This is a genomic window from Arthrobacter sp. GW822-FHT05G07, from assembly GCF_058799755.1.
In genome coordinates this window covers 318,936-341,592 of sequence record NZ_JBXALT010000006.1, presented here as the reverse complement: position 1 = coordinate 341,592, position 22,657 = coordinate 318,936, and the positions used below count along the sequence as shown (strand labels likewise).

23 protein-coding genes are annotated in these 22,657 nt (G+C 63.6%); 5 read left to right on the top strand and 18 right to left on the bottom strand.

Annotated features, from left to right (window positions below; translation table 11 throughout):
* Positions 1–49 precede the first annotated feature (49 nt).
* The 3 genes from AC1RJY_RS12695 to AC1RJY_RS12685 are packed head-to-tail and all read right to left on the bottom strand — an operon-like array spanning position 50 to position 2,303.
* Entirely contained in the window at positions 50–922 is an 873-nt protein-coding gene (locus tag AC1RJY_RS12695; protein ID WP_498602417.1) for an acyl-CoA thioesterase, read from the bottom strand.
* Between the two features lie 3 nt (positions 923–925).
* The gene (locus AC1RJY_RS12690; RefSeq protein ID WP_011776625.1) at positions 926–1,408 is read right to left on the bottom strand and encodes a cupin domain-containing protein; all 483 of its coding nucleotides are present in this window, start codon (positions 1,406–1,408) and stop codon (positions 926–928) included.
* Between the two features lie 40 nt (positions 1,409–1,448).
* Complete coding sequence (locus AC1RJY_RS12685; RefSeq protein WP_014923224.1) at positions 1,449–2,303, bottom strand: fumarylacetoacetate hydrolase family protein; 855 nt, start codon at positions 2,301–2,303, stop codon at positions 1,449–1,451.
* Between the two features lie 137 nt (positions 2,304–2,440).
* On the opposite strand from AC1RJY_RS12685, the gene AC1RJY_RS12680 reads away from it, so the two are divergent.
* Both AC1RJY_RS12680 and AC1RJY_RS12675 read left to right on the top strand, forming a co-directional pair.
* The gene (locus tag AC1RJY_RS12680; RefSeq protein WP_011776627.1) at positions 2,441–2,839 is read left to right on the top strand and encodes a RidA family protein; all 399 of its coding nucleotides are present in this window, start codon (positions 2,441–2,443) and stop codon (positions 2,837–2,839) included.
* Positions 2,840–2,880: 41 nt separating this feature from the next.
* Positions 2,881–3,225 (top strand): iron chaperone, encoded by a 345-nt coding sequence (locus AC1RJY_RS12675; RefSeq protein ID WP_014923225.1) that lies wholly within the window; start codon positions 2,881–2,883, stop codon positions 3,223–3,225.
* On the opposite strand, the gene AC1RJY_RS12670 is transcribed toward AC1RJY_RS12675, so the two are convergent.
* The 12 genes from AC1RJY_RS12670 to AC1RJY_RS12615 all read right to left on the bottom strand — a co-directional run bounded on the left by AC1RJY_RS12670 (position 3,226) and on the right by AC1RJY_RS12615 (position 14,705).
* A complete protein-coding gene (locus AC1RJY_RS12670) occupies positions 3,226–4,029 on the bottom strand; it encodes an IclR family transcriptional regulator domain-containing protein (RefSeq protein WP_014923226.1) in 804 nt (267 codons plus the stop codon).
* A gap of 105 nt (positions 4,030–4,134) precedes the next feature.
* Positions 4,135–4,803, bottom strand: a complete 669-nt coding sequence (locus tag AC1RJY_RS12665) for a 3-oxoacid CoA-transferase subunit B (RefSeq protein ID WP_011776630.1) — start codon at positions 4,801–4,803, stop codon at positions 4,135–4,137.
* A gap of 2 nt (positions 4,804–4,805) precedes the next feature.
* On the bottom strand, positions 4,806–5,492 hold the full coding sequence (locus AC1RJY_RS12660) for a 3-oxoacid CoA-transferase subunit A (RefSeq protein ID WP_498602416.1): 687 nt from the start codon (positions 5,490–5,492) through the stop codon (positions 4,806–4,808).
* 14 nt (positions 5,493–5,506) lie between these two features.
* The gene (locus tag AC1RJY_RS12655) at positions 5,507–6,721 is read right to left on the bottom strand and encodes a thiolase family protein (RefSeq protein ID WP_011776632.1); all 1,215 of its coding nucleotides are present in this window, start codon (positions 6,719–6,721) and stop codon (positions 5,507–5,509) included.
* 36 nt (positions 6,722–6,757) lie between these two features.
* Positions 6,758–7,201: a 4-carboxymuconolactone decarboxylase gene (gene pcaC, locus AC1RJY_RS12650; RefSeq protein WP_011776633.1), complete on the bottom strand. Its 444-nt coding sequence runs from the start codon at positions 7,199–7,201 to the stop codon at positions 6,758–6,760.
* Positions 7,198–8,001, bottom strand: coding sequence for an alpha/beta fold hydrolase (locus tag AC1RJY_RS12645; protein ID WP_498602415.1), 804 nt, complete (start codon positions 7,999–8,001; stop codon positions 7,198–7,200). The genes pcaC and AC1RJY_RS12645 overlap by 4 nt, the downstream gene beginning before the upstream one ends.
* Positions 7,994–9,415: a lyase family protein gene (locus AC1RJY_RS12640; RefSeq protein WP_498602414.1), complete on the bottom strand. Its 1,422-nt coding sequence runs from the start codon at positions 9,413–9,415 to the stop codon at positions 7,994–7,996. Before AC1RJY_RS12640 ends, AC1RJY_RS12645 begins: the two co-directional genes overlap by 8 nt.
* Entirely contained in the window at positions 9,412–10,011 is a 600-nt protein-coding gene (gene pcaG / locus AC1RJY_RS12635) for a protocatechuate 3,4-dioxygenase subunit alpha (protein WP_011776635.1), read from the bottom strand. The genes AC1RJY_RS12640 and pcaG overlap by 4 nt, the downstream gene beginning before the upstream one ends.
* A 4-nt stretch (positions 10,012–10,015) precedes the next feature.
* Complete coding sequence (gene pcaH, locus AC1RJY_RS12630; protein ID WP_043470866.1) at positions 10,016–10,888, bottom strand: protocatechuate 3,4-dioxygenase subunit beta; 873 nt, start codon at positions 10,886–10,888, stop codon at positions 10,016–10,018.
* A gap of 41 nt (positions 10,889–10,929) precedes the next feature.
* Positions 10,930–12,816 carry a bifunctional sugar phosphate isomerase/epimerase/4-hydroxyphenylpyruvate dioxygenase family protein gene (locus tag AC1RJY_RS12625; protein WP_498602413.1) on the bottom strand — a complete coding sequence of 629 codons (1,887 nt, stop codon included), beginning with the start codon at positions 12,814–12,816 and terminating at the stop codon, positions 10,930–10,932.
* Entirely contained in the window at positions 12,816–13,730 is a 915-nt protein-coding gene (locus AC1RJY_RS12620) for a shikimate dehydrogenase (RefSeq protein ID WP_014923232.1), read from the bottom strand. Before AC1RJY_RS12620 ends, AC1RJY_RS12625 begins: the two co-directional genes overlap by 1 nt.
* A 204-nt stretch (positions 13,731–13,934) precedes the next feature.
* A complete protein-coding gene (locus tag AC1RJY_RS12615; RefSeq protein ID WP_043470868.1) occupies positions 13,935–14,705 on the bottom strand; it encodes an IclR family transcriptional regulator in 771 nt (256 codons plus the stop codon).
* Positions 14,706–14,908: 203 nt separating this feature from the next.
* Between AC1RJY_RS12615 and AC1RJY_RS12610 the strand changes: the two genes are divergently transcribed.
* Complete coding sequence (locus AC1RJY_RS12610) at positions 14,909–16,231, top strand: MFS transporter (RefSeq protein WP_043470869.1); 1,323 nt, start codon at positions 14,909–14,911, stop codon at positions 16,229–16,231.
* A 133-nt stretch (positions 16,232–16,364) separates the two neighbouring features.
* On the opposite strand, the gene AC1RJY_RS12605 is transcribed toward AC1RJY_RS12610, so the two are convergent.
* The gene (locus AC1RJY_RS12605; protein WP_498602412.1) at positions 16,365–19,085 is read right to left on the bottom strand and encodes an FG-GAP-like repeat-containing protein; all 2,721 of its coding nucleotides are present in this window, start codon (positions 19,083–19,085) and stop codon (positions 16,365–16,367) included.
* Positions 19,086–19,312: 227 nt separating this feature from the next.
* Here AC1RJY_RS12605 and AC1RJY_RS12600 point away from each other — a divergent pair, with 227 nt between their 5' ends.
* The gene (locus tag AC1RJY_RS12600) at positions 19,313–19,549 is read left to right on the top strand and encodes a hypothetical protein (protein ID WP_011776642.1); all 237 of its coding nucleotides are present in this window, start codon (positions 19,313–19,315) and stop codon (positions 19,547–19,549) included.
* A gap of 23 nt (positions 19,550–19,572) precedes the next feature.
* On the opposite strand, the gene AC1RJY_RS12595 is transcribed toward AC1RJY_RS12600, so the two are convergent.
* Both AC1RJY_RS12595 and AC1RJY_RS12590 read right to left on the bottom strand, forming a co-directional pair.
* Positions 19,573–19,860, bottom strand: a complete 288-nt coding sequence (locus AC1RJY_RS12595; protein WP_011776643.1) for a MoaD/ThiS family protein — start codon at positions 19,858–19,860, stop codon at positions 19,573–19,575.
* Between the two features lie 7 nt (positions 19,861–19,867).
* Positions 19,868–21,016, bottom strand: a complete 1,149-nt coding sequence (locus tag AC1RJY_RS12590) for a WD40/YVTN/BNR-like repeat-containing protein (protein ID WP_014923236.1) — start codon at positions 21,014–21,016, stop codon at positions 19,868–19,870.
* Positions 21,017–21,367: 351 nt separating this feature from the next.
* Between AC1RJY_RS12590 and AC1RJY_RS12585 the strand changes: the two genes are divergently transcribed.
* Positions 21,368–22,570, top strand: a complete 1,203-nt coding sequence (locus AC1RJY_RS12585; RefSeq protein WP_011776645.1) for a GGDEF domain-containing protein — start codon at positions 21,368–21,370, stop codon at positions 22,568–22,570.
* The last annotated feature ends 87 nt before the right edge of the window (positions 22,571–22,657 follow it).

The window sequence follows — 22,657 nt, the reverse complement described above, 5'->3', positions numbered from 1 at the left end:
CCTTTCAGTGGTGCGTCGTTGAAGCGGATGAAGGTTGGGGCAAAACTGTTCAGGCGCCGGCCCGGATCATGCCCTCTTGGGCGACCGTGGCAAGCAGCCTTCCTTGACGATCGAAGAAGCGGCCCATGGCGAGGCCCCTGTTGCTTTGACCGGAGATTGCGTCCTGGGCGTAGAGCACCCAGTCGTCGGCGCGACCGTCGCGGTGGAACCACATGGAGTGGTCCAGGCTGGCGGTGGCAAGTCCGGGGCTGGACCAGTTGAGTCCGTTCACCCGGAGGAGTGGCTCCAGAATCGTGTAATCGCAGACGTAGGCAAGTGCAGTGCGGTGGAGGTCGGCGTCGTCAGGCAGGGCGTCGAAGGCCTTGACCCAAATCGCTTGCTGCGACACCGAACCGCCCTCCAACTCGATATATACCGGCCCTGGAATATGGCGCATATCGAAGCTGCGCCCCGTGGACCAGTAGTCCGCTGCAGGACCATCGGTTCCGTCCAGCGCTTCAGCAGCGCTCCTCAGCGATTCAGGCTCGACGGCGGCAGGAGCCTCGGGTTGGAAATCCGGGCCGTTTTCGGGAACCTGGAAGGAACCCATCGCGGCATACACGGGCTTGCCGTTTTGGAAGCCCCGGACCGTGCGTGTGGAGTAACCCCGGCCGTCCCGGAGGCGCTCCACCTCGTACCGGACACTGGAACCGATATCCACGGGACGCATAAAGTAGCTGTGCATCGAGTGCAAAGTCCTGTCAGCATCAACGGACCGCATCATTGCGGCCGCAGCCTGTGCCACCATGTCTCCACCATAGGCTTTTGGCCACGGAACGTATTGGGTGGTTGCTTCATAGGCTTCGTCGAAGACCTCGGCCGTTGCGGGCGTGAGTTCAACGGCCTTGAGGAAGGTCTCGGACGTCAGGGTTCCAGTGATCATGGCTTAGGCCCGGCGGTAGTCGGCGAGGGTATCGTCGGCAACGTCTTCGAGGTTGACCACCAGGTTTTCCGGCGTGCGCGCGGTAAGCCATACGAGTTCTTCCGTGATGGACATGTTGGCTTCAACGTGGGGCATGAACGGCGGCACGAACACCCAGTCGCCGGCCTTCATGTCGATGAACTCCGAGTAGTTTTCGCCGAAGTAGATGCGGCCGTGGCCACGGAGCACGTAGCCGCCGGTCTCAGCCTCGCCGTGGTGGTGCGGAAGTGAGCGGTAGCCGGGGGTGTTGGACACTTGGCCGAACCAGATCTTGGTCGCCGGGGTGTGCTGGATGCTGACGCCGGAGACGCGGATGCAATCGCCGGACTGGGCAGTGTTGGTGTCCTCAGCTCCGGCGCGGGTGACAACCGGGACAACCTTGCCGTCAGCCTGCGCGTAGATGGAGTTATCGCCTTCGAGTTGGTACTCGGTGGTGGTCTGGCTCATGGGTTTTCTCCTTTTAACTGGTGGTTCTGGACGTTTGCTGTCAGGCGGGGACCGCGACGGGTGCGTGGATTCGGAATTGGTTCTCCAACCGGCCGATCCCGTCGATCTCGGTGGTGAGGACGTCGCCGTCCTTGAGGAAGCGCGGCGGGGTCATTCCCATGCCCACTCCCCCGGGCGTTCCGGTGAGGACGAGGTCGCCGGGGCGCAGGGTGGTGAATTGCGAAATGTAGGACAGCAGCTGCGCCGGGCCGAACACCAGGGTGCTGGTGTTCCCCTGCTGCACAAGCTCGCCGTTGACGTAGCCGCGGACGTCGAAATGTTCCCCGGCTTCATCTGCCGTGACCATGACCGGGCCTACGGGGGTTGTGCCGTCCCAGGCTTTGCCTTGGAACCACTGCAGGGTCCGGTTTTGCCAGTCGCGCATGGAAACGTCGTTGGCCACCGTGTAACCGGCGATTGCCTCACGGGCTAGGTCTTCGTCCGCGCGGAACAGTTCAGAACCCACGACGACGGCGAGCTCGGCTTCCCAGTCGACGCGGCCGCTGCCGTGGACTTCCACGGCGTCGTTCGCTCCGACCAGGGTGTCCGCGTACTTGGCGAAGAGCGTGGGGTATTCGGGAAGGTCTCGGCCCATCTCCTGGATATGGTCACCGTAGTTCAAACCGCAGCAGATGACTTTGCCTGCGCGGGGCAGGAGCGGCGCCAATTCAGCGGCCGCTGCGTCGATGACCGTCTGCTCCTTGGACGCCGCGGCTTCTTCCACCATGGACCGCCACGCCGGCTGGGCCAGCAGGGCCCCAACATCAGAGGCGGGCAACGCGAGGTATGAGTCGTTGCCCGTGGCGAGTGCCGCCGTCGTACGTCCGCCGGCCGTGCGCAAGGTGGCTAGTTTCATTGCGGGTTCCCTTCGAGATTTTGTGATGTGTCGACTTTTTTACGATCGTCACATATGCTCAACGTAGCACGGCGGAAATGATCTGCACAGAGGCTTTCCAAAAGTTTTTGCAGTTGCCACAACCGAGGAGGAACAGCATGAGCCACACAACGATCAACCCGGAATCGCTGCCCAAGCCATCGGGCTTCGCGCACGGCATCCTTGCCGGCAACACCGTTTTCCTGGGCGGGCAGACGGCCTTGGACAAGAACATGAACATCGTTCCCGGTGGCATCGTGGAACAGTTCACGCAGGCGTTTTCCAACGTGATCACCACTCTTCGTGAGGCTGGCGGAGAGCCCGAAGACCTGGTCAACGTGACCATCTACCTCACCGACGTAGACGACTACATGGCCAACGGCCGTGAAATCGGACGGATCTGGCGGGAAATGGCGGGCTCGCAGTACCCCGCAATGGCCGGCATCGGTGTCACTCGCCTGTGGCAGAAAGAGGCCCTGATCGAAATCCAGGGCATCGCGGTGATCCCGGAGCGCTAAACCTCTGGCCGTTTTGGGTGCGCGTGGTGAACCATGTCCCTATGGGAACCGTCACCGAATATCTTGAGGGCGTCAGCGAGGCCAACCGCAGAATTCTGGAGCGGATTGTGAGGATCGCCCGCGAACTTGCGCCGGACGCCGAAGAAGGCGTCAGCTACGGAATGCCCGCGCTGCTGGTTGATGGCAAGGGCTTCCTCAGCGTGCTGGAAACCAAGAAGCACCTGGCCCTGTATCCCTTCAGCGGGCAGATCCTGCCGGAAATGTCGGAGGAGCTTGGGGGTTACTCGTGGTCGCCGGGAACGCTGCGGTTTTCTGCGGACAATCCTGTGCCGGACTCGCTGGTGCGCCGAATACTGGAGACCCGGTTGGCAGCGATCCGGAAGTAGTCAGTGCTTCGCCGACACGTCCTGGGAGATGGCGTTGGCGGTGGCTACGACTTCCTGGCGCACATGATCCAGGTACTTTGCGGGGTCAGGTTGCGCCGCTACAGCTTGGGCCTGAAGCGACACGTTGATGGCCGCGACATTGTCGCCATTGTTGTGGTTCCACACGGGCGCCGCGATGGACATCAGCCCGATCTCCAGCTCTTGGTCGAGCAGGCACCAGCCCTGCGTACGGACACGTTCGACGGCGGCCCGCAAGTCGGGCACGCTGGCGACGGTTCGAGGCGTGAGCGGGGTGAGTTCCGCCGTCGTGAGGTAGGCCTCCAGTTTGGCCTGCGGCAGTCCAGCGAGCAGGACGCGACCCATGGACGTCGCGTATGCCGGGAAGCGGGTGCCAACTGTGATGCCGACGTTCATGATGCGGCGGGTAGCCACACGGGCAACGTAGAAGATGTCCGGACCGTCAAGGACTGCGGCGGACGTGGACTCTCCCAGCTTCAGGCTGAGCTGTTCCAAGTGGGGCTGGGCCAACTGAGGCAGGGAAAGCGCAGAGAGGTACGAGTATCCGAGCTGAAGCACTTTGGCCGTGAGCGCGAAGGTCTTGCCGTCGGTGCGGACGTAGCCGAGCTCAACCAAGGTGTGCAGGAACCTCCGGGCCGTGGCGCGCGTCAGGTCGGTGCGGGCAGCGACTTCACTGAGGGTCATCACGGGGTTGTTCGCGTCAAACGCCCGGATCACTGCGAGTCCCCGGGCCAGCGACTGGACGTACTGGTCGCTGGCCTGCGGAGTAACTGCGGAGTCGGTCATGGTTACCAATCCTAGAGTGCGTTGCGGGGCCTACTCCGCAGGGCTCACGCCCCGAAAACCCTGCCGAGCGGGCCTCACAACGCGCAGGGCCGGAACTTGCGGGGCCTACTCTGCCTTTTTCAGGGGCAACGGCACGAGCTCCTGGATTTCCTCGAACGTGCAGCCGAACGTCTCCCGGACGGTGACGCCGTCGGGTCCTGTCAGGAACACAGCCTTGTCCGTGTACACGCGGGTGACGCAGCCGACGCCGGTCAGCGGGTAGGTGCACTGCTCCACGAGCTTGGACACGCCCTCGCGGGTCAACAAAGTCATCATCACGAAGACGTCCTTGGCGCCGGTGGCCAGGTCCATCGCACCACCGACGGCGGGAATCGCATCCGGGGCGCCGGTATGCCAGTTGGCGAGGTCACCGGTGGCGGAGACCTGGAAGGCGCCGAGCACGCAGATGTCCAGGTGCCCGCCGCGCATGATCGCGAATGAGTCTGCGTGGTGGAAGTACGAGGCGCCGGGCAGTTCGGTGACGGGGATCTTGCCGGCGTTGATGAGGTCGCCGTCGATCTCGTCTCCCTCCGCGGCCGGGCCCATGCCGAGCATCCCGTTCTCCGTGTGGAGGGTGATGTTCTGTTCCTCGGTGAGGTAGTTGGACACGAGCGTCGGCTGGCCGATGCCCAGGTTCACGAATGAGCCGGGAACGATGTCGCGGGCCACCAACTGGGCGAGCTCGTCGCGGCCCAGCGGCTTCTCGGACGTCTGGATGCTTGTCTGGGTGCTCATGCTCAGGCCACCTTTTCTTTTGTTCCGGCAGAATCGACGCGGACCACACTGTTGACGTAAATCCCCGGGGTCACCACGTTCTCCGGGTCCAGGGAACCGGTGGGCACGATCTCCGAGACCTGCACGATAGTGTGCTTGGCCGCCGTAGCCATGATGGGCCCGAAGTTCCGGGCGGTCTTGCGGTACACGAGGTTGCCCTTGCCGTCGGCCTTGAGTGCCTTGATGAGCGCGACGTCGGCGTGGATCGGCGTTTCGAACACCTGCCACTTTCCATCCAGCAAACGGGTTTCCTTGCCCTCCGCCAGCGTGGTGCCGTAGCCGGTGGGCGTGAAGAACCCGCCAATTCCGGCGCCGGCTGCGCGGATGCGCTCGGCCAGGTTGCCCTGCGGGACCAGTTCCAGCTCGATCTTGCCGGCGTGGAACTTGGCATCGAAGTGCCAGGAGTCGGACTGCCGCGGGAAGGAACAGATCATCTTCCGGACCCGGCCTTCCTTGATCAGCAGCGCGAGGCCCTGATCGCCCTGGCCGGCGTTGTTGTTGACCACGGTCAGGTCCTTGGCGCCGCAATCCATCAGGGCATCGATGAGTTCGAACGGCTGCCCGGCGTTGCCGAAGCCGCCGATCATCACCGTGGACCCGTCCTTGATGCTGGCGACTGCCTCGCCCACAGTGTCAATAAAATTCAGCATGATCCTTAATCCTCCTATGCCGATGCGCCGGCAGTAACGTTTTCGAGCACCACGGCCAGGCCTTGGCCCACGCCGATGCAGATCGCTGCGACGCCCCAGCGCTGCCCGGAAACCTGCAAGGAACGGGCCAGCGTGCCAAGGATGCGAGTACCGGAGGCACCGAGCGGGTGGCCCATGGCGATCGCACCACCGTGGCGGTTCACGATTGCGGGATCAATCCCCCACGCGTCAACGCACGCCAGCGACTGCGCGGCGAACGCCTCGTTAAGTTCGACGGCGCCAACCTGGTCCCAGCCGATGCCCGCCTTCGCAAGGGCCTTGTTAGCCGCTTCCACCGGCGCGAATCCGAAGAACTGGGGATCGTTGCCATGCGCACCACGGCCGGCGATGCGGGCCAGGGGCTCCATGCCCAGCATCCCTGCAGCCGCTTCCGAACCGATCCACGCAGCCGAAGCACCATCAGACAAAGGCGAGGCATTCCCGGCGGTGACCGTACCGCCGTCGGGCCCTGAGGACTCAGGCCGGAAAACGGTCTTCAGACCGGCCAGCTTCTCCGCCGATGATCCGGCACGGATGCCCTCATCACGGACCAGATCGGTGCCCGGAACCTGTGACACCAAAGAATCGTAGAAGCCTTCGTTCCACGCAGCGTCGGCCAGATTGTGGGAATCTGCCGCAAAAGCATCCTGCCGCTCACGGGTGATCCCGTACTTCTCGCGGAGGCGTTCGGTGGCTTCGCCCAGGGAAATGGTCCAGTCCTTGTTCATGGCCGGGTTCACCAAACGCCAACCCAGCGTGGTGGACGCCAGGGTCATATCCCCGGCCGGGTAGGGCTTGGAGGTCTTCGGCAGCACCCACGGCGCACGGCTCATGGATTCCGCGCCACCCACCAGCATCAACTCAGCGTCGCCGGCGTTGATCTGCCGCGAAGCGATGATGGCAGCATCCAGGGAAGAGCCGCAGAGCCGGTTGACCGTGGTGCCCGGAATGGAGACGGGCAGGCCGGCCAGGAGGGTGGCCATACGGGCGACGTTGCGGTTTTCCTCGCCGGCGCCGTTGGCGTTGCCGAACACCACCTCGTCGATCCGCTCCACGTCCAACCCCGGCGCCCGGCGAACGGACTCGCGGACCACGTGTGCGGCAAGGTCATCGGGACGGACAGCGGCAAGGCCGGAGCCGAACTTGCCAAAGGGCGTGCGTACGGCGTCGTACACGAAAGCCTGGTTCATGGGTTTCTCTTTCGTTCTTCCCACCTGAAGTGCGACTCAGTTGGGTTCGGATGCGTCGATCTCAGCGAATACTGTCTGTGCCGTCTTGAAGGCCGAGTTGGCCGACGGCACACTGCAATAAATGGCGGTCTGCAGCAGGATTTCCTTGATTTCGTCCCTGCTCAGGCCGTTGTTGAGGGCCGCCCGGACGTGCATGGCAAGCTCCTCCCAGTGACCGTGCGCCACCAGCGCCGTGAGGGTGACAGCGGATCGCATGTGCCGGCTCAGGCCGGGCCGCGTCCAGATGCCACCCCAGGCGATCCTGGTGATCATGTCCTGGTAGTCCTCGGTAAAGGAATCCTTGTTCGCGTTGGCACGGTCCACGTGCGCGTCGCCCAGCACTTCGCGGCGAACCACCATGCCGGCGTCGTAAATGTCTTGCGCGGTGGCGTCCGCCTGCACGGCACCGTTGCGTTCGGCATCGCCGGAAACAGTACTCATTGTCCGTTCTCCTTCATGAAGTTGCTCATCAGTTCAGCCACCACTGCCGGTGCCTCTGCCGGGGCAAGGTGACCGACGCCGTCGAGCGCTACAGCCTCAGCGGTACCGCCGCCGGCCGTGATACCCGAAACAACAGATTCAGCCACAGACGGCGGCGCTACGGAATCCTCGACGCCGGCGATCACCTGGGTGGGGACGGTGATGCTGCCGAGCTGCTCGCGGACATCGAACGCGGCGAGGGCTTCGCAGCAGAACGAGTAGCCGAAGCGGTCGGCGTCGCGCAGGGCGTGCAGGAGGCGGCTGCTGATGTCCGGCTGGCGCTCCATGAAACCGGGACCGAACCACCGCTCAGCGGAGCCCTGGATCATCACCGGGGTGCCCAGCTTGCGTACGGTTTCGGCACGCTCGAGCCAGCCTTCGGGTGTGCCGAGCTTGGCGCCGCTGCACTGGACGGACAGGCTGCGGAGCCGGTCGCCGTGCTTGATGCCGAGCTGCAGGCCCGTGGCTCCGCCCAGCGAAACACCGGCGTAGTGGAAGTTGGCGCCCGGGGTTACCGAATCGACAAGATCGACGACGGCGTCCGCAAGTTCCGCGACATCGAACCCTTCAGTGACTGTCGGCGAGATGCCGTGGCCGGGGAGGTCCCAGCCGATGACGTCGTACTCGTCGCCCAGGAGCGCGGCGGTCTCCGTCCAGAGGATCGTGGAGGTGCCCAGTGACGGACCTACCACCAGGAGCGGTTTGGCTCCGAGTTCGCGCTGCGGGGAGAGCAGCACGGCCTTGACAGTTGGCTTAGCCACGAGTGGCTCCTTTCGGGGAGAATCCTGCATAGTCCGGGTACGCGGCAAAGATCCTACGGCTGATCTGTGCGGCTTCGCCGAGGTAGCTTGCGGGATTCAGGAGTGCTTCGAGTTCGGCATCGGACAGCTTGTCCGCGGGGACGGTTTCGCGCAGCAGCTTGGTGTAAATGCGGGACTGCTCGGCGGCGGGTGCTTTCAGGGTTTCGTCGACGACGGCCTGCAGCTTCTGCTTTCCGTCCTCGCCCAGCAGAGGAGCGACGGCGGCAGCCACACCTTCGCTGAGCAGCAGCGGCCCTGTTAGTTCGAGGTTCCGGCGCATGGCATCCGGGAAGACGCGAAGACCTTCCGTGAGTTCGCGGAGGTGTCCGGCTGCGCCCAGGGCCAACGCGAGCAGCTGACGCAAAGCAGGCCATTCGCTGTGCCAGGCGCCGTCGGGTCGCTCATCGTTGAAGGTGGCCGCAGCCAGGTGCAGTTGCGACGCGAGGCCGGGAGCCTGCAACGCCGCACTGCGGATGAGCACGGACAGGACTGGGTTCTGCTTCTGCGGCATGGCGGAAGAAACACCGCGCCCGGCCGCCAAAGGTTCGCCGAGTTCCGCAACTTCAGGTCGGCTCAGGAAGAGCAGGTCCGCCGCGATCTTGCCGAAGGAATCGATGAGTGCAGCGAGGCCGTCCCCCAACGCCGTAATGGCCAGGCGGTTGGTGTGCCAGGGAGCGGCAGCCGGGGCGAGGCCAAGTGCGGCAGCCAACGAGTCGGCCAGCGTGAAAGGCGTGGAAGCTGAACCGGCAGTCAGCTTGGTCCCGGAGGCCGACGTGCCGCCGGCTCCGCCGAACTGGACCGGCAGCTCCAAGGACTCCAAGCGTGAAGCCGCAGCCGCAGCACCCTGGAACCACTGAGCAGACCTGAGTCCGAACGTGTACGGAAGTGCGTGCTGCGTCAGGCTCCTGCCCACGCACAGCGTTTCCGCATGCTGTTCCGCCAAGGCGGCGAGCGCCGTCGTCGTGCCTTTGACGTCCAGCAGCAGCGCCGAAACGGTGCGGCTGGCGAGCAGCATGAGCGCGGAGTCGAGGATGTCCTGGCTGGTCAGCGAGGTGTGGACGGCTTTGCCGGCGCCGATCCCGGCCGAGTCCACGGACTTGACCCGGGCACGGAGGTCACCGAGCAGCGGGATCACCGGGTTTCCGCCACCTTGGGCCCGTTCCGCCACCGAAGCGGCGTCGTAGGAGTCCATATGGGCGGCTTCGGCCACCACAGCGGCAGACCCGGCAGGGACGAGCCCCGCGTCCTCGAGGACGGCAGCCCAGGAGGCTTCGACGTCGAGAATTGCCGCGATCACGGCACGGTCGCCCGTCAGCGCAGCCACAGCGGGCGACGCCGAGACGGGGCTAAGGAGGCCGAAGTCGCCGTCGGTCATGCCGGTGTGTCCGCGTTGACGCTGGTTTCCAGCGAGCCGTCCTGCTGGAAGTCCAGGAACACGGTCTCGTCGCCACCCTGCAGGCGGATATCCCAAGTGAGGCCGCCGTCGGGATCGCGGCGTGCGATCAGCGTCTTGCGGCGCTCCGGATCCAAGGAGCTCAGCAGGGGATCGTTAGCCAATGCTTCTTCGTTTTCCGGCAGGTACACGCGGGTGAAGAGGCGGTTCATGAGGCCTCGGGCGAAGACCGCAACGGAGATGAACGCCGCAGCGCCGGGCTTGGTGGGGCCGGGGTTGACCGTGGTAAAGGTGTATACGCCGGAGTTGCCAACAGAGCCGCGACCCCAGCCGGTAAACGTGTAGCCGTCGCGAACCAGCGAACCGGTGCGCTGCACGATGTTGCCCTCGGAATCCGGCTGCCAGATCTCCAGGATGGCGTCCGGGATGGTGCTGCCGGATCCGTCGTAGACCGTGCCTTGCAGGCGGATGCTGCCGGGGCTGCCCGGAGCCAGGAGCTCGTTGTCCTTGTTGAAAGGGAGTGCGTAGCCGTAGAACGGGCCTACGGTCTGGCCCGGTGTGGGTGTCAGCTTGCTCATGTGCCTACTCCTCGTCCCCGGCGTCGCCGTATGCTTCGTTTTCCGTCCAGGTCCGCTTGGAACCGGTCAGGATGATGTCCCATTTGTAGCCAAGCGCCCACTCGGGGCTGGTGAGCTCATGGTCGTACTCCGCCACGAGACGGTCGCGGGCATCTTGGTCCACGATCGACTGGTAGATGGGGTCCAGCGGGAACAGCTGGTCGCCCGGAAAGTACATCTGGGTGACGATGCGCTGCGTAAACTCCGAGCCGAACATGGAGAAGTGGATGTGCGCCGGACGCCAGGCGTTCAGGTGGTTCTTCCACGGATACGCACCGGGCTTGATGGTGGTGAAGCTGTACGAGCCGTCATCACCGGTGATGCAGCGGCCGACGCCGGTGAAGTTGGGATCCAGAGGCGCGGGGTGCTGATCGCGCTTGTGGATGTAGCGACCGGCGGCGTTGGCCTGCCAGATCTCCACAAGCTGACCGGCCACCGGGCGGCCGTCACCGTCAAGGACACGGCCGGCGACGATGATGCGCTCCCCTTGGGGCTCGCCGTTGTGCTGGATGGTCAGGTCCGACTCCAGCGCGTGAACGTCCTGGTGACCGAAAGCGGGCGAGTAGAGTTCGATGGTCTCCGGGTCCGCGTGGTGCAGGTTCTTGGTGGGGTGACGCAGGATGCTGCTGCGGTACGGTGCGTAGTCCAGGCGCGGCATGGTCTCCGGGCCCCGGCCGTTCTTCAGTGCCTCGGCGTAGCGGTCACTGATGCCCTTCATCTCAGCACTGAGATCGGCTTGGGTTTCCACCTTCTTGGGGGAAACGTGCGCGGCATGCGCCTCTGCGGGCGGCACGAGTTCCTCGGATTCGAGCGCTTGTGCTGACTGTTCTTGCGGCACGGCCGGCTCCTTTCGGTTGATGGTTCTCTTTGGTTTCGGGTCTAAACCCGGTGAAGCGAGTCGTATTGGACAGCGTGGCGCACAGGAGCGTTGGGCGCCCCGTAGCCGTCGTAGTTGCCGCGGCGCTCCACCATTTCGAAGAACACACTGCCCACGGTGGCGGTGTAGAAGTGGAGGAATTCGCCGTTGGCGTCCCGGTCATACAGGAGGTTGAGCTCCATGAGAGTGGCCAGGAAGTCGGGTTCAAGATCGAACCGTGCGTCCAGGTCCTCGTAGTAGTTGGCGGGAATCTGCAGGAACTCGAGGCCACGATCGCGGGCGGACCGGGCCGTAGCCACGAGGTCGTCCACCGCGAAGGCGATGTGTTCCTGGTACGTTTTGCGTGCCGTTTCCTGGGATTGCTGGGCGGGTGCCAGGTTCAGGACCAGCCTGACCGCGCCGTTGCTGGTCTCCATGACCTGCGAGCGGACAAGCCCGCTGGGACTCGGGACCTCGGCGAACGGCTGCGGTTCCAGGGCCAGCGCGCTGGTGTAGAAGAGCACAGCTTCGTCGAAGTGCTGCCAGGGCTGGGCCAGGTTCACGTGGTCGATCACGGCGTTTCGCTGCGCTGCGGAGTGCTCCAGCCCTTCGCCGAATTCATGCGTCCACGCAGCGGTGCCATCGGGGCTGCCCTGGCACAGGAAAATCTCGGTGGAGTCCGGGGCGGAGATGCCTTGGAAGACTTCCTCGTCGGCTTGGACCTTGCGAGCAACCACTGGCGCCTTGAGTTGCTGGGCCCGAGCGGAGGCAATCACCGGAGAGTCGACGTCGAACCCCAAAGCGGCGATAGCCGGTTCCGAGTGCGAGGCTGCTTGCTCGTTGATGATCACGCGGGCCTGGCCCATGGTCCAGAGCTGGACGTCCTTGGTGCGGTGGCGGCCTTCGAACTCGAAGCCGAGCTGGCCCAGGAGCTTCTCCAGCTGCGCGGTGTCGTCCGCTTTGACCTCGGCGAAGTTGAAGCCGGCGGGCTCGTTCACCTTGGGCAGCGTGGCCAGTTCCATGGGATAACGACGGCGGGACGCACTGCCGTTGCCCCCGGCGGTCTCAGTTCCTGTTTCCGCAGCGGTGCTGGCGAGCCACTTGGCGCTCTGCTCCTCCAACCAGATCAGGGAGCGCATGGCATCCACGGCGGTCCGTTCGGTGTCCGACTGGCGGAAGACGTCGTTGAAGACCTCAAGGGAGACCGGGCCCGTGTATCCGGCACGGACAACGTGTCCCATGAACTTGGCGAGCTCGAACTGTCCCTCACCCGGGAAAACCCGGTAGTGGCGGCTCCAGGACAGCACGTCCATGGAGAGCTTCGGGGCGTCGGCAACCTGGACGAAGAAGATTTTCTCAGCGTTGATTTGCTCGATCGGCGCGGTGTCCCAGTCGCGGGAAAGGATGTGGAACGAGTCCAGGCAGGTGCCGAGGTTGGGGTGGTCCACCATCTCCACCAGGCGGTACGCATGCTCGTAGTCGTTGACGTACTTGCCCCAAGCCAAGGCCTCGTAGGCAACCTTGACGCCGTGATCCCCGGCCAGTTCTGCAAGTTCTGCCAGCTGGGAGGCGCGGAGTTCGTCGTCGTCGATGGTTGCGGTGGCCACGTTGGAGCAGACCAGGATGGTGTCCATGCCCAGACGTTCCATGAGGTTGAACTTGGCCTCGGCCCGGCGGAGGTTAGCCTTGAGCAGCTCCGGGGTCACGCCGTCGAAATCGCGGAACGGCTGGTAGAGATCAAGGCCCAGGCCAAGGTCGGCAGCCATTTTCCGGACTTCTTCCGGGCTGTGCGGTGAAGTGACGAGGTCCTGTTCAAAGATCTCGATGCCATCGAAACCCGCGATGGCGCAGGCCTGCATCTTCTCCTTCAGCGTGCCGGACAGGCAGACTGTGGCGATTCCGGTGCGCATCAGTGGCCTGCCTTCGTCAGCTCGGGGGTCAGCGAAGCCGCGGCGTCCTCCACTGCGATGAGTTCCAGGAAGTGTGCCCGCATCCGCTCGCGGTCGGCCTCGCGGCCTGTGATGAGGTGGAAAGCGTCAGCCGCCTGACCGACTGCCATCCGGCCGCCGTCGAGGACGTCGCAGCCCTTTGCCCGCGCTTCGCGGACGAGTTGCGTCTCAATCGGGCGGTAGACAATGTCAGCCACCCACTGGCGTGGCTCCAGAAGTTCGATGTCGAGGGGCAGTCCCGGGTGGGCGGCCATGCCGATCGGGGTGCAGTGCACCAGACCGTCGGCAAGGGGCATGATGTCGCCGAGTTCTGCGGGGGCGTGCGCGGTGACTGTGGCCTGCGGGAAGAGGCCGCCAAGTTCAGCGGCCCGTTCCGCAGCCCGTGCCGGGTCCATGTCCACGAGGTTCAACGTGCTGACGCCGGCTTTGAGGAGGGCATAGGCGACGGCGGAACCTGCACCGCCCGCACCGAGCTGGACAACGCGGTCCAGCTTGGCATTCGGGAGACCGTCGGCGAGCGCGGAGCCGAAGCCCGAGAAATCCGTGTTGTGGCCGGTAAACCGACCGTCCTGAATCAGGACCGTATTGACGGCACCCAGGCGACGGGCGTCGTCGGAAATTTCGTCAAGGTGTTCAAGCACCAGCTGCTTGCAAGGATGCGTGATGTTCAGGCCGTTGAAGCCCATGCGGTGGGCCGCTGTGAGGAGGTCTCCGACGGCGGTGGCCGGCAATGCGAGTTCCAGCAGGTCGAGGGGGCGGTACAGCAAGCGAAGGCCCTGCACATCGGCTTCGCGTTCGTGCATGGGCGGCGTGAGCGAGGGCATGACCCCTTCGCCTATGAGGCCCACCAGAACGGACTCGGCTCGGTTGCTCATCCTAAAGCTCCTTTGACTTCAGCACCCGGGGCGTTTGGCGCTTTTCTGGGGCGCCGCCTGACCGGGTGTTATTTAGATTACTACAAGTGTTCATATTCCGCACGCTTGTTCTTATCGCGAACATCAAGGCGATCCACACCCAACTAGCTGGCATTTATGGTTGTTCTGAGCGCTGAAAACAACCACTCATGCCAGTCAGTTGAGTTAGCGCTGGGGCAGGCGGGCCGCGAGCTCAGCCGCGGCTTCCTGCAGGGTGGGGACGTGCGCGATGAGTTCCTCCATGGTGAGGCGGAAGACCGGCACTGCGACGGCGAGTGAGGCGAAGGCGTGACCCTGGGAGTTGAGGACCGGGACGGCAACAGCGCGCATGCCGATCTCGTTTTCTTCATCCATCACGGCGTATCCCTGGCGGCGCACCTGTTCGATTTCGGCCCGGAACTTGTCCCGGTCGGTGATCGAGTGCTCGGTCAACGGATCCAGAGGAAGCTCTTCCAGGAGTCGCTTCCGCTCGACCTCTTCTTCGAACGCGACGAGTGCCTTGCCCACGGAAGTGGTGTGCAAGGCGCCCAAGTGCCCGGGGTCGCTGGTGACGCGGAAGGTCTTGGGGCCATCCACCTTGTTCACGGTGAGGTGGTGGTTGCCGTCGCGGACGGACAGGATGGTGGCCTCATGGGTGCGCTCGGTGACTCGCTGGAGGACCGGCAGCGCTGTCGCGGCAAAACCGTGGTGGTTGGAAACGCGCTGACCCAGCTGGAAGACACGCAATCCCAGATGATAACGGCGCCCATCGGGCTCGTAGTCCACGAACCCGTCACGGGTGAGCGAACCCAGCAGGCGATAGGTGGTGCTGAACGGAAGGCTGGCACTCCTGGCCAGATCGGCCGCACTTGCGCCACGCGGCTCATTGCCCAGAAGTACCAGCAGGCTCAGGGCCTTGCCGACCATGTCGGTCTTTGTGTCCTCTTTCACACTCATACCTCGATGCTCTCACATAGTGAGAGCTATTTCTAGATGGTGGGGACTTCTCTTGACAAGTGACCCCACTCACAGCCACTATTGCTGTATTGCACAAGTAGCTCTCACCATGTGGTTACTTTCGGGATGATCCGGCCGCACCTCGCTCTGGTCTTCCCACCGAAGCAAGATCCGCGACATCGTCGTCACAGAAGGAACCCCTCATGAGTCAAACAATGCCGTCAGCGACGCCAGGCACTGAAACCACCGCAGGAACTCCCAAGAAAGCCGCGCTTGCCAGCTTCCTTGGCAGCGCCGTTGAGTACTACGACTTCTTCATCTTCGGCTCGGCCGCAGCCCTGATCTTCCCGCATGTGTTCTTCCCGTCTGCCGATGCCAACGCAGCCATCATGTCGTTCGCGACCTTCGGCTTCGCTTACGTTGCCCGCCCCGTGGGCGCTGTGATCCTGGGCCACTTCGGTGACCGCATTGGCCGACAAAAAGTCCTCATGTTCACGCTGGTCCTCATGGGTGCCGCCACGTTCGTGATCGGCTGCCTCCCGGACTTCAAGACCATCGGCTGGTGGGCACCCGTCCTGCTGGTATTCGCCCGTCTCTGCCAGGGACTTTCTGCCGCTGGTGAGCAGGCCGGCGCCTCCTCAATGACGTTGGAGCACGCCCCGGACAACCGCCGCTCCTTCTTCACTTCCTGGACCCTTACCGGCACCCAGGGCGGCCAGATCCTGGCTGCGTTGGTGTTCATCCCGGTGGTGGCACTGCCCGACGACATCAAGTACGGCATCGGTTGGCGCATCCCGTTCTGGCTCAGCGCAGTGGTGGTATTGGTTGCCTTCTTCATACGCCGCACCCTCCACGAGCCGCCTGCCTTCGCGGAGGCCAAGAAGAACAATGAAATCTCCAAGCTCCCCGTTGCCGATCTCCTGAGGCTGCACTGGCGCGATGTTCTCCGCGTAGTCTGCTGTGCCTTCATCGCCGCCGTGAGCACGGTCTTTGGAACGTTGGCCATCAAGTACGCCCAAGATGTTGCAGGCGTCAACAGCACCATCACGCTGTGGCTGGTGGTGGCGGCCAACGTCGTAGCCCTGGGAACCCAGCCGCTGTTCGGCATGCTCTCGGACAAGATCGGCCGCAAGCCCGTCTTCATCTACGGAGCTTTGTCCAGCGCCATCATGACGCCGGTGTTCCTGCTGACCCTCGAAGGCGGCAACGTGCCGCTGATGTTCCTGGTCTCCGTGGTGTTCTTCTCGTTCGGATACGCCGCAGCAAACGCAGTGTGGCCCTCCTTCTACGGCGAAATGTTCAGCACCAAGGTCCGCTTCTCCGGCCTGGCCATCGGCACGCAGTTGGGCTTCCTCATGGCAGGTTTCGCCCCGGCAATCGTCACTGCCCTGGGTGGCACCAAGCCCGGCGGATGGGTCCAGATCTCCATCTTCACCGCGGTGATCTGCGTGATCGCAGCTGTCTCGGCCATGACCGCCCGCGAATCGGCCAAGACCCCCACCACCCAACTCGGCCTGCACAAGTAGCCGCAGCGTTCCTGCCCACTTAGTGGGCGCCAGCAACAGGAAAGCCCGGAATGTCCCCTGACATTCCGGGCTTTCCGATGTCCGAACCATGGCGCGGAGGGAGGTAAGCGGGAAGGAGCGCAATCCCCGGAAGCTACCGCGGGTCCAGCACCACCGTTTGGAACGCCCCCTGACCAGTGCCGGTGTAAAGGAACAGGGTCCCGTCGCCGGCCACGCCAACTACGGAAGGATTGCCCGTCCCAGTAAAACCATTGCCCAGGGCGGCGAAGGTAGTGAACATGTTCCATCCAGCCCCCAAAGCCACCCGCGCCAGGAAGCCGCCGCTGCCGTTGCCCGGGTAGAGCCAGAGTGAGCCATCGCTTCCGCGGGCCAGGATGTCCTCCCGGCCATCACCGTTGAAGTCACCGCCCTGCATCACTGAATTGAAGATGTTCCAACCGGTGCCGATCTGCCGCCACGGCTGGAATCCACCCGCGCCGTTGCCCGGGTAAAGCCACAAGCTTCCATCGGCAGCACGCGCCACAAGATCGGCTTTGCCGTCACCGGAGAAATCACCCGGCGCGAGCAGCTGCGTGAACCCTTGCCACCCCGTGCCGATCTGCTTGCGGGCCAAGAACTGGCCGCGGCCATCCGTTGGATACAGCCACAACACTCCATCGGAACTGCGCGCCACAAGGTCCGGGTGACTATCGCCGTCGAAATCTCCCGCACTGAGTACCGAAGTGAACGTGCCCCAACCCGATCCCAGCTGGACTCGCGGCAGGAAACCACCTGAACCATTGCCGGGGTAAAGCCACAACACGCCGTCGGTGCCGCGCGCCAGAATGTCCGCGACAGCATCGCCGTCGAAATCCCCTGCCTCCCACACCTGGCTGAACTGGTTCCACCCGGCGCCAATAGCCAGGCGTTCGGCAAACCCAGAACCGTCGCCCGGGTAGAGGCGCATGGTTCCCGACGACGTCGCCGTCACGACATCCGACTTCGCGTCACCTGTGAAGTCTTGCCCGCTCACGATGTCGCCCACGGCGTTCCAACCAGTTCCGACGGCGACACGCGGCACGAAGCCACCCCAGCCATTGCCGGGGTACAGGTAGAGAGTGCCGTCGCTTGCCCGTGCGAGCAGTCCGGCTCCGGCGCCGGCGAAAGAGCCGTCGGAAGTGATGCTGGTGAAACCATTCCAGCCCGAGCCGATCTGCGACCATGTACGGAAACCGCCTTGGCCGTCACTCGGGTAGAGCCACAGGCTGCCGTCCGGTTTGGTGGCCATGAGGTCGGGCCGTGCATCGCCGTCAAAATCCCCCACCCCAATGAGGTTGGAGAAGCCTTGCCAGCCGGATCCGATCTGCCGCTTGGCGAGGAAACCCCCGTTTCCGTCGCCCGGATACAGCCACAGGACGCCATCGCTGGTGCGTGCCAGGATGTCGCTGCGGCCGTCACCATTGAAGTCCGCCATGCCGGTAATGGCGTCAAAAATGTTCCACCCCGAGCCGATCTTGCGGGGGTTATCAAGTCTGTGGCCGGGCAGGCCCGCGTAGAGCATCAGTGAGCCGTCAGCCTCGCGGGAGAAGACATCGGCGAGCCTGTCGCCATCGAAGTCGCCCACCGAAAAGCGGATCTTCATTGTGAGCTTGGGATCGGCAAAAATAGTGACCGACGCTTGCGTTGCGGACACCGAATTGATGGTCACCTGCGTGCCGGTATAAGTAGTGAAAGTGCTGCCGGCCTGCCATGCGTGGTTGGTGGCGTACCAAGGTTCCGGGAATGGCTTGGTGGACGGCATGAGGATCAGGGACGAAGCGATGGTGGCTCCGCCGCGCTGGACGATCTTGACGCCCCTGTTTCCTGCTGGCTTGCCGGAGTCGTCGAGGTAGCTGTCGTAACCGGCAGCCTGCCGCAGCTCCAGGTAGTAGACCTCTTTGCTGATGGGATCCGTGAACTTAATGGCACGCTGGGCTTCGGTTCCGCCCCAAGGTTTCAGTGTGTAGGTCTTGGCGCCCGTGGCAACGCCAACATCACGGATCTCATCTCCCCGGCCGAGCCCGGCATAGTCCCAGAGCGAGCTGCTCACCACGGGCGATTCGAATTGGGCAGCACCCATGATGTCCGTGGTGTCGCCGTACTCCCGGATGTAGCACGAGGGATCCGTGAACCGGCCGTTGCCGTCAACCCCGACGTCGGACGCTCCGCTGCCGCACTGCAACGCGTCCGCGTGCATCAGGCCAATGACGTGGCCGAACTCGTGACTCATCACGTTGTTAGTGAACCCGCTGATCTGCGGCAGGAGGACGCGGCCACTGTAGCTTCCGCTGCTGTAGCCGGCTCCCAGGGCGTTACCGGACAGCGTGGACGTGGGAATGAAAATCACCAGTGCTGTGTACGGGCTGGCCGTCCAATTCAGCTCGCTGGTGATAGTGGACATGATGGTGCTGTAGCTATCCGTGGACTTGGCCTTGGACTGGTGGCCGGCAACCTTGGTATTCACCGTCATGGACAGTTTGTTGGCCGTCATCGCTTTCCAGTAGTTGCTGGACGCAGCCACAGCCTGCTCGGCACCGGCCATGGACACCGTGTTGCTGTTGTCCGCCAACTTGGCCGTGACCAGCCGTACCCGGATGTCGCCGCTGGGCCCGGCCGCTGCCGCGCCGGCGTCGGGAGCGGTATTGAACGGCGTGGCACGCTCGGGCGGATTCTCGAACGTATGCTCCGAGTGCGGCGTCCCCTCCACGAACTGGACGTTCGGGTTGTCCGGTCCGGGCAACGGCACAGCCGTTGCGGGGGTCTGTACGAAAAACAGGCCGGTAGCAAACACCACCAAGCCTGTAGACAACGCAATTGTTCGCCGTAGCGCACCCATTCGATCTCCCCGGGGACGGAGCCTGCGGTTGCTGTGAGACTCAACAACCGGGATCAGGCTACAGCCGGGTAGGTGCCAAGCCCGGCAGGCGTGGCGGGCCATGTGGAAACCCAACCATCCCGGAATGCTAACGGGACCCTAACCGGGCCGAAATACCGTGGCAACATTGCCGCGCCACACTGGAATAGCCGGCAAGTGCAGGCACCAGCTCCAGCCAGGAGGACACCATGCTGAAGGAAGCCACCACTCACACAACACGAATACGCGCTATCAGCCAGCTCCACCGCGGGGACGAAATCGAAGCCCGGCTGTCCGTAGGGCCCGCTTACGATGACGTAGTGATCCGCCGCGGGCGCGTCCAGGAAACGGCGCCGGGAATTGGCGTGGTGTGGATCATGGACCACGCCACCGGAATGCGGAAAGCCATCAATACCGATGAATGCAGTGTTTGGCGCGTCGCCTGATCCGGCTCGACCCCAAACTCCACTCAGCCGCCGGCCACGGATTGGATGATCAAGACCTCCTGGCCTGCCGCAACTTCCGTTTCAAGACCTTTCACACGCCGGATCTCGTCACCGTTCACGTAAATATTCACGTAGCGGCGGAGCGCCCCGGTTTCATCACGCAAGCGCCTGGCCAGCACCGGATAATCTCCGGTCACCGAGTCCAGCAGCTGTCCAACGGTCACAGCCCCGTCGGCGGACGCAGTCAGATAGGACTGTCCGCCGACGAGCGGCTGCAGGACGCCGGGCAACAGGACCGTAAAGTCAGCCACGACCCACCTACCCGGGCACCGGGGCGCTGGCTTTTGTTTCGTTGTCGGCCGGGACACCAACCACGACGGCGGCACGCACGCAGAGCACGTCCGGCAAGTGCGATGCCACTTCAGTAAAAGTCTCGCCCTCGTCAGCGCTGGCATACACAGCGCCTCCGCGGGTTCCGAAGTACACGCCGGTGGGTTCGGCGGTGTCCACGGCAGCGGCGTCCCTGAGCACGGCGTTGTATTCGTGGTCCGGGAGGCCCGTGTGCAGTTCCTTCCACGTTCCGCCGGCATCGTCTGTGCGGTGGACGCTGAGCTTGCTGTCCGGCGGGATGCGTTCACCGTCCGCCTTCAACGGGATCACCCATGCTGTGCCTTCCCGGCGCGGATGAGTCAGCATGACGAACCCAAAGTCTGCCGGCAACCCCTCCGCGATTGAGTCCCAGTTCTCGCCGCCGTCGTCCGTGCGGTACACGCCGTGGTGGTTCTGCGCGTACAAACGGTTCTCGACGGCGGCATCCGCTGCGATCTTGTGAACGCACTGGCCGAACTCGGGATTCGGATCGGGCATGAAGTAGGCCGAAATTCCCTTGTTGCGGGGCTCCCAGGAGGTGCCGCCGTCGAGCGATCTGTAAACACCGCCCGTGCTCATGGCGATGTGGACCTTCTCGCCTGACGGATCAACCACGATGGAGTGTGCCGCCGCTCCGCCGTAGCCGGCGCCCCACTCGCCGCGGTGGGGGTGGTCCCAGAGCCCGCGGTTCAGTTCAAAGTGCTCGCCGCCGTCGGTTGATTTCCATACTGAGATGGGCTCGCAACCGGCCCAGACAACGCCGGGGCGTGAGTCGGAGTCCGGGTATATCTGCCAGATGCGCTCCAGGGCAGCATCAGTGCCGTCCGGGAATTTGATGGCGCCCTGCTCGGGTTCGGTCCATGTTGCGCCGAGGTCGTCGGAGTGGGCAACGGTGGGACCCCAATGCTCGGATCGCACGCCCACCATGATCCGTGTTTTGCCGTCTCGTGTGTCTATTCCGATGCTGGGAATCTCACTCATCAGGAAGTGCGGGCCGGAGAGGGACCATTCTTTCCGGTCCGGGCTGCTTGCGAGCCAGAGGCCTTTCTTTGTCCCGATCGCGATGAGGTAACTCTCTGCGGTAGCCATGATCCCCATCGAACCATCAGGGCGTGTAGGTGGCAACGGTTTTTTGAGCTATGTGGATAGACCGGTGCCCGGGTTTCGGCGACCGAGCCGGCCCCGCTTCCACACGAATGGACTCCGGGCAAGAATCACCCTTACGGGTACAGTGCACTGAAATCCCCAATCGTGACGCGAAAATCAAAAAAACTTTTCGCGGGTTGGTGTGACAGTTGGCTACTGACTGAAGAAAACGTGCTTGACTGTGGTTTTGCGGTCATACGGCCGCAGCAACTTATTGGGGGATAAAATGTTTTGCGAGGTCAAAGAGGCATGAGAGCACCAAAAACGAGTTCCACGGTGGCCGGCCGGTAGCAGGACCGAGCCATGATTGCAGTCTCTTTGCAAGAAGTAGCCATAGTCCTGGACCCGTTCTCCGTGAGGATGGTCCTCGGGGTAGTCACCCTGACCCTGATAGTCCTCTCCTGGGTCTCCTCCCGGCGTCTCCGGTCTCCGAGCACCGATTGGTGGCGGGCAGCCTTGTGTCTCTTCTTTGCCGGAAATTCCGCCTTCCTGCTGAACGGAAGCTCCTTCCTGGCGTGGGCCAATCCGCCGGGCAAGGCATTGGTTGTGGCCGGAGCTTTCAGCGTCTGGGCAGGAGCGCGAACTCTTCGCGGCCGTAAAGTCAGAGCCTGGCAGTTGGCACCGGCACCACTGATCACCTGCCTTGTGTCGGTGATGGACGATGCTGAATCCAGCCTGTGGTCCGGAGGCTTGGTCTACCTGGGTATGACGGCGGCGGCCCTTGGTATGGCTGCGGCTGAACTGTGGTTCGCGAAGTCCGCCCAGTTCCGGGTGACGAAGTTCCTGGCCCTGGCCGCCGCACTGACCTCCCTCTACTATCTGGGCAGGGCGATCACGTTTGTGCTGGAAGGCCCGGACGGGAGTTCATTCCGGACATACTTTGGGTACGCGCCAGCGGCGCTCATGCACATAGTCCTCCTGGTGTCGCTGACCTACACCCTGAACGCGCTCAGCAATTGCCAGCTGATCACAAAACTCAAGGAGCGCGCCGAGCGGGACCATCTGACAGGGCTGCTGAACCGGGGCGCCTTCCTGGGTCTGGCTGCAAAGGAACTGGCTGGCCCGGCTTCCCGGCAAGGCGGAGCCTTGATCCTGGCCGACCTCGACTATTTCAAAGCCATCAATGATGAACACGGGCATGCGGCCGGGGACGCTGCCTTGTGTGCTTTCGCCGAGGCCTGCACCGCTTCGGTGAGATCAACCGACCTTGTTGGACGGTACGGCGGTGAAGAATTCATCCTGTTCCTGCCGGGGGCGACTCAGCAGCGGGCCGAAGCCATCGCCTCAGAGATCAGCCGCCGCCTGTCCTCCATGGCAGGTCCGGATGGCTTGCCCTTTCCGACGGTCAGTTACGGTGTCACGTCCACTGGTACCGGGACTCCGGACCTGGCCTTCATGATCAACGTGGCAGACGCCGCGCTGTACACCGCAAAGGGGCAGGGAAGAAACAGGGTTGTGGGCGCAGATTCAGTGGACCCGCTGCCCACGTTCCTTGGACGTCCGTAGTCACGAGTCGAGGGGTAGGGCGTTCAGTGTCTGCGGGCCCCTGGTATCGCGTTGTGTGACGTTATGCCTAGGCTGTGGGTGGCAAAT

Bases quoted from the DNA above. Each gene is read 5' to 3' on its own strand.
- pcaG (WP_011776635.1), bottom strand. From the start codon at position 10,011: ATGAGCAAGCTGACACCCACACCGGGCCAGACCGTAGGCCCGTTCTAC.
- AC1RJY_RS12695 (WP_498602417.1), bottom strand. From the start codon at position 922: ATGATCACTGGAACCCTGACGTCCGAGACCTTCCTCAAGGCCGTTGAA.
- AC1RJY_RS12600 (WP_011776642.1), top strand. From the start codon at position 19,313: ATGCTGAAGGAAGCCACCACTCACACAACACGAATACGCGCTATCAGC.
- AC1RJY_RS12590 (WP_014923236.1), bottom strand. From the start codon at position 21,016: ATGGGGATCATGGCTACCGCAGAGAGTTACCTCATCGCGATCGGGACA.
- AC1RJY_RS12620 (WP_014923232.1), bottom strand. From the start codon at position 13,730: ATGAGCAACCGAGCCGAGTCCGTTCTGGTGGGCCTCATAGGCGAAGGG.
- AC1RJY_RS12680 (WP_011776627.1), top strand. From the start codon at position 2,441: ATGAGCCACACAACGATCAACCCGGAATCGCTGCCCAAGCCATCGGGC.
- AC1RJY_RS12605 (WP_498602412.1), bottom strand. From the start codon at position 19,085: ATGGGTGCGCTACGGCGAACAATTGCGTTGTCTACAGGCTTGGTGGTG.
- AC1RJY_RS12685 (WP_014923224.1), bottom strand. From the start codon at position 2,303: ATGAAACTAGCCACCTTGCGCACGGCCGGCGGACGTACGACGGCGGCA.
- AC1RJY_RS12690 (WP_011776625.1), bottom strand. From the start codon at position 1,408: ATGAGCCAGACCACCACCGAGTACCAACTCGAAGGCGATAACTCCATC.
- AC1RJY_RS12655 (WP_011776632.1), bottom strand. From the start codon at position 6,721: ATGAACCAGGCTTTCGTGTACGACGCCGTACGCACGCCCTTTGGCAAG.
- AC1RJY_RS12615 (WP_043470868.1), bottom strand. From the start codon at position 14,705: ATGAGTGTGAAAGAGGACACAAAGACCGACATGGTCGGCAAGGCCCTG.
- AC1RJY_RS12660 (WP_498602416.1), bottom strand. From the start codon at position 5,492: ATGCTGAATTTTATTGACACTGTGGGCGAGGCAGTCGCCAGCATCAAG.
- AC1RJY_RS12665 (WP_011776630.1), bottom strand. From the start codon at position 4,803: ATGAGCACCCAGACAAGCATCCAGACGTCCGAGAAGCCGCTGGGCCGC.
- AC1RJY_RS12625 (WP_498602413.1), bottom strand. From the start codon at position 12,816: ATGCGCACCGGAATCGCCACAGTCTGCCTGTCCGGCACGCTGAAGGAG.
- AC1RJY_RS12675 (WP_014923225.1), top strand. From the start codon at position 2,881: ATGGGAACCGTCACCGAATATCTTGAGGGCGTCAGCGAGGCCAACCGC.
- AC1RJY_RS12585 (WP_011776645.1), top strand. From the start codon at position 21,368: ATGATTGCAGTCTCTTTGCAAGAAGTAGCCATAGTCCTGGACCCGTTC.
- AC1RJY_RS12610 (WP_043470869.1), top strand. From the start codon at position 14,909: ATGAGTCAAACAATGCCGTCAGCGACGCCAGGCACTGAAACCACCGCA.
- AC1RJY_RS12670 (WP_014923226.1), bottom strand. From the start codon at position 4,029: ATGACCGACTCCGCAGTTACTCCGCAGGCCAGCGACCAGTACGTCCAG.
- pcaC (WP_011776633.1), bottom strand. From the start codon at position 7,201: ATGAGTACTGTTTCCGGCGATGCCGAACGCAACGGTGCCGTGCAGGCG.
- AC1RJY_RS12640 (WP_498602414.1), bottom strand. From the start codon at position 9,415: ATGACCGACGGCGACTTCGGCCTCCTTAGCCCCGTCTCGGCGTCGCCC.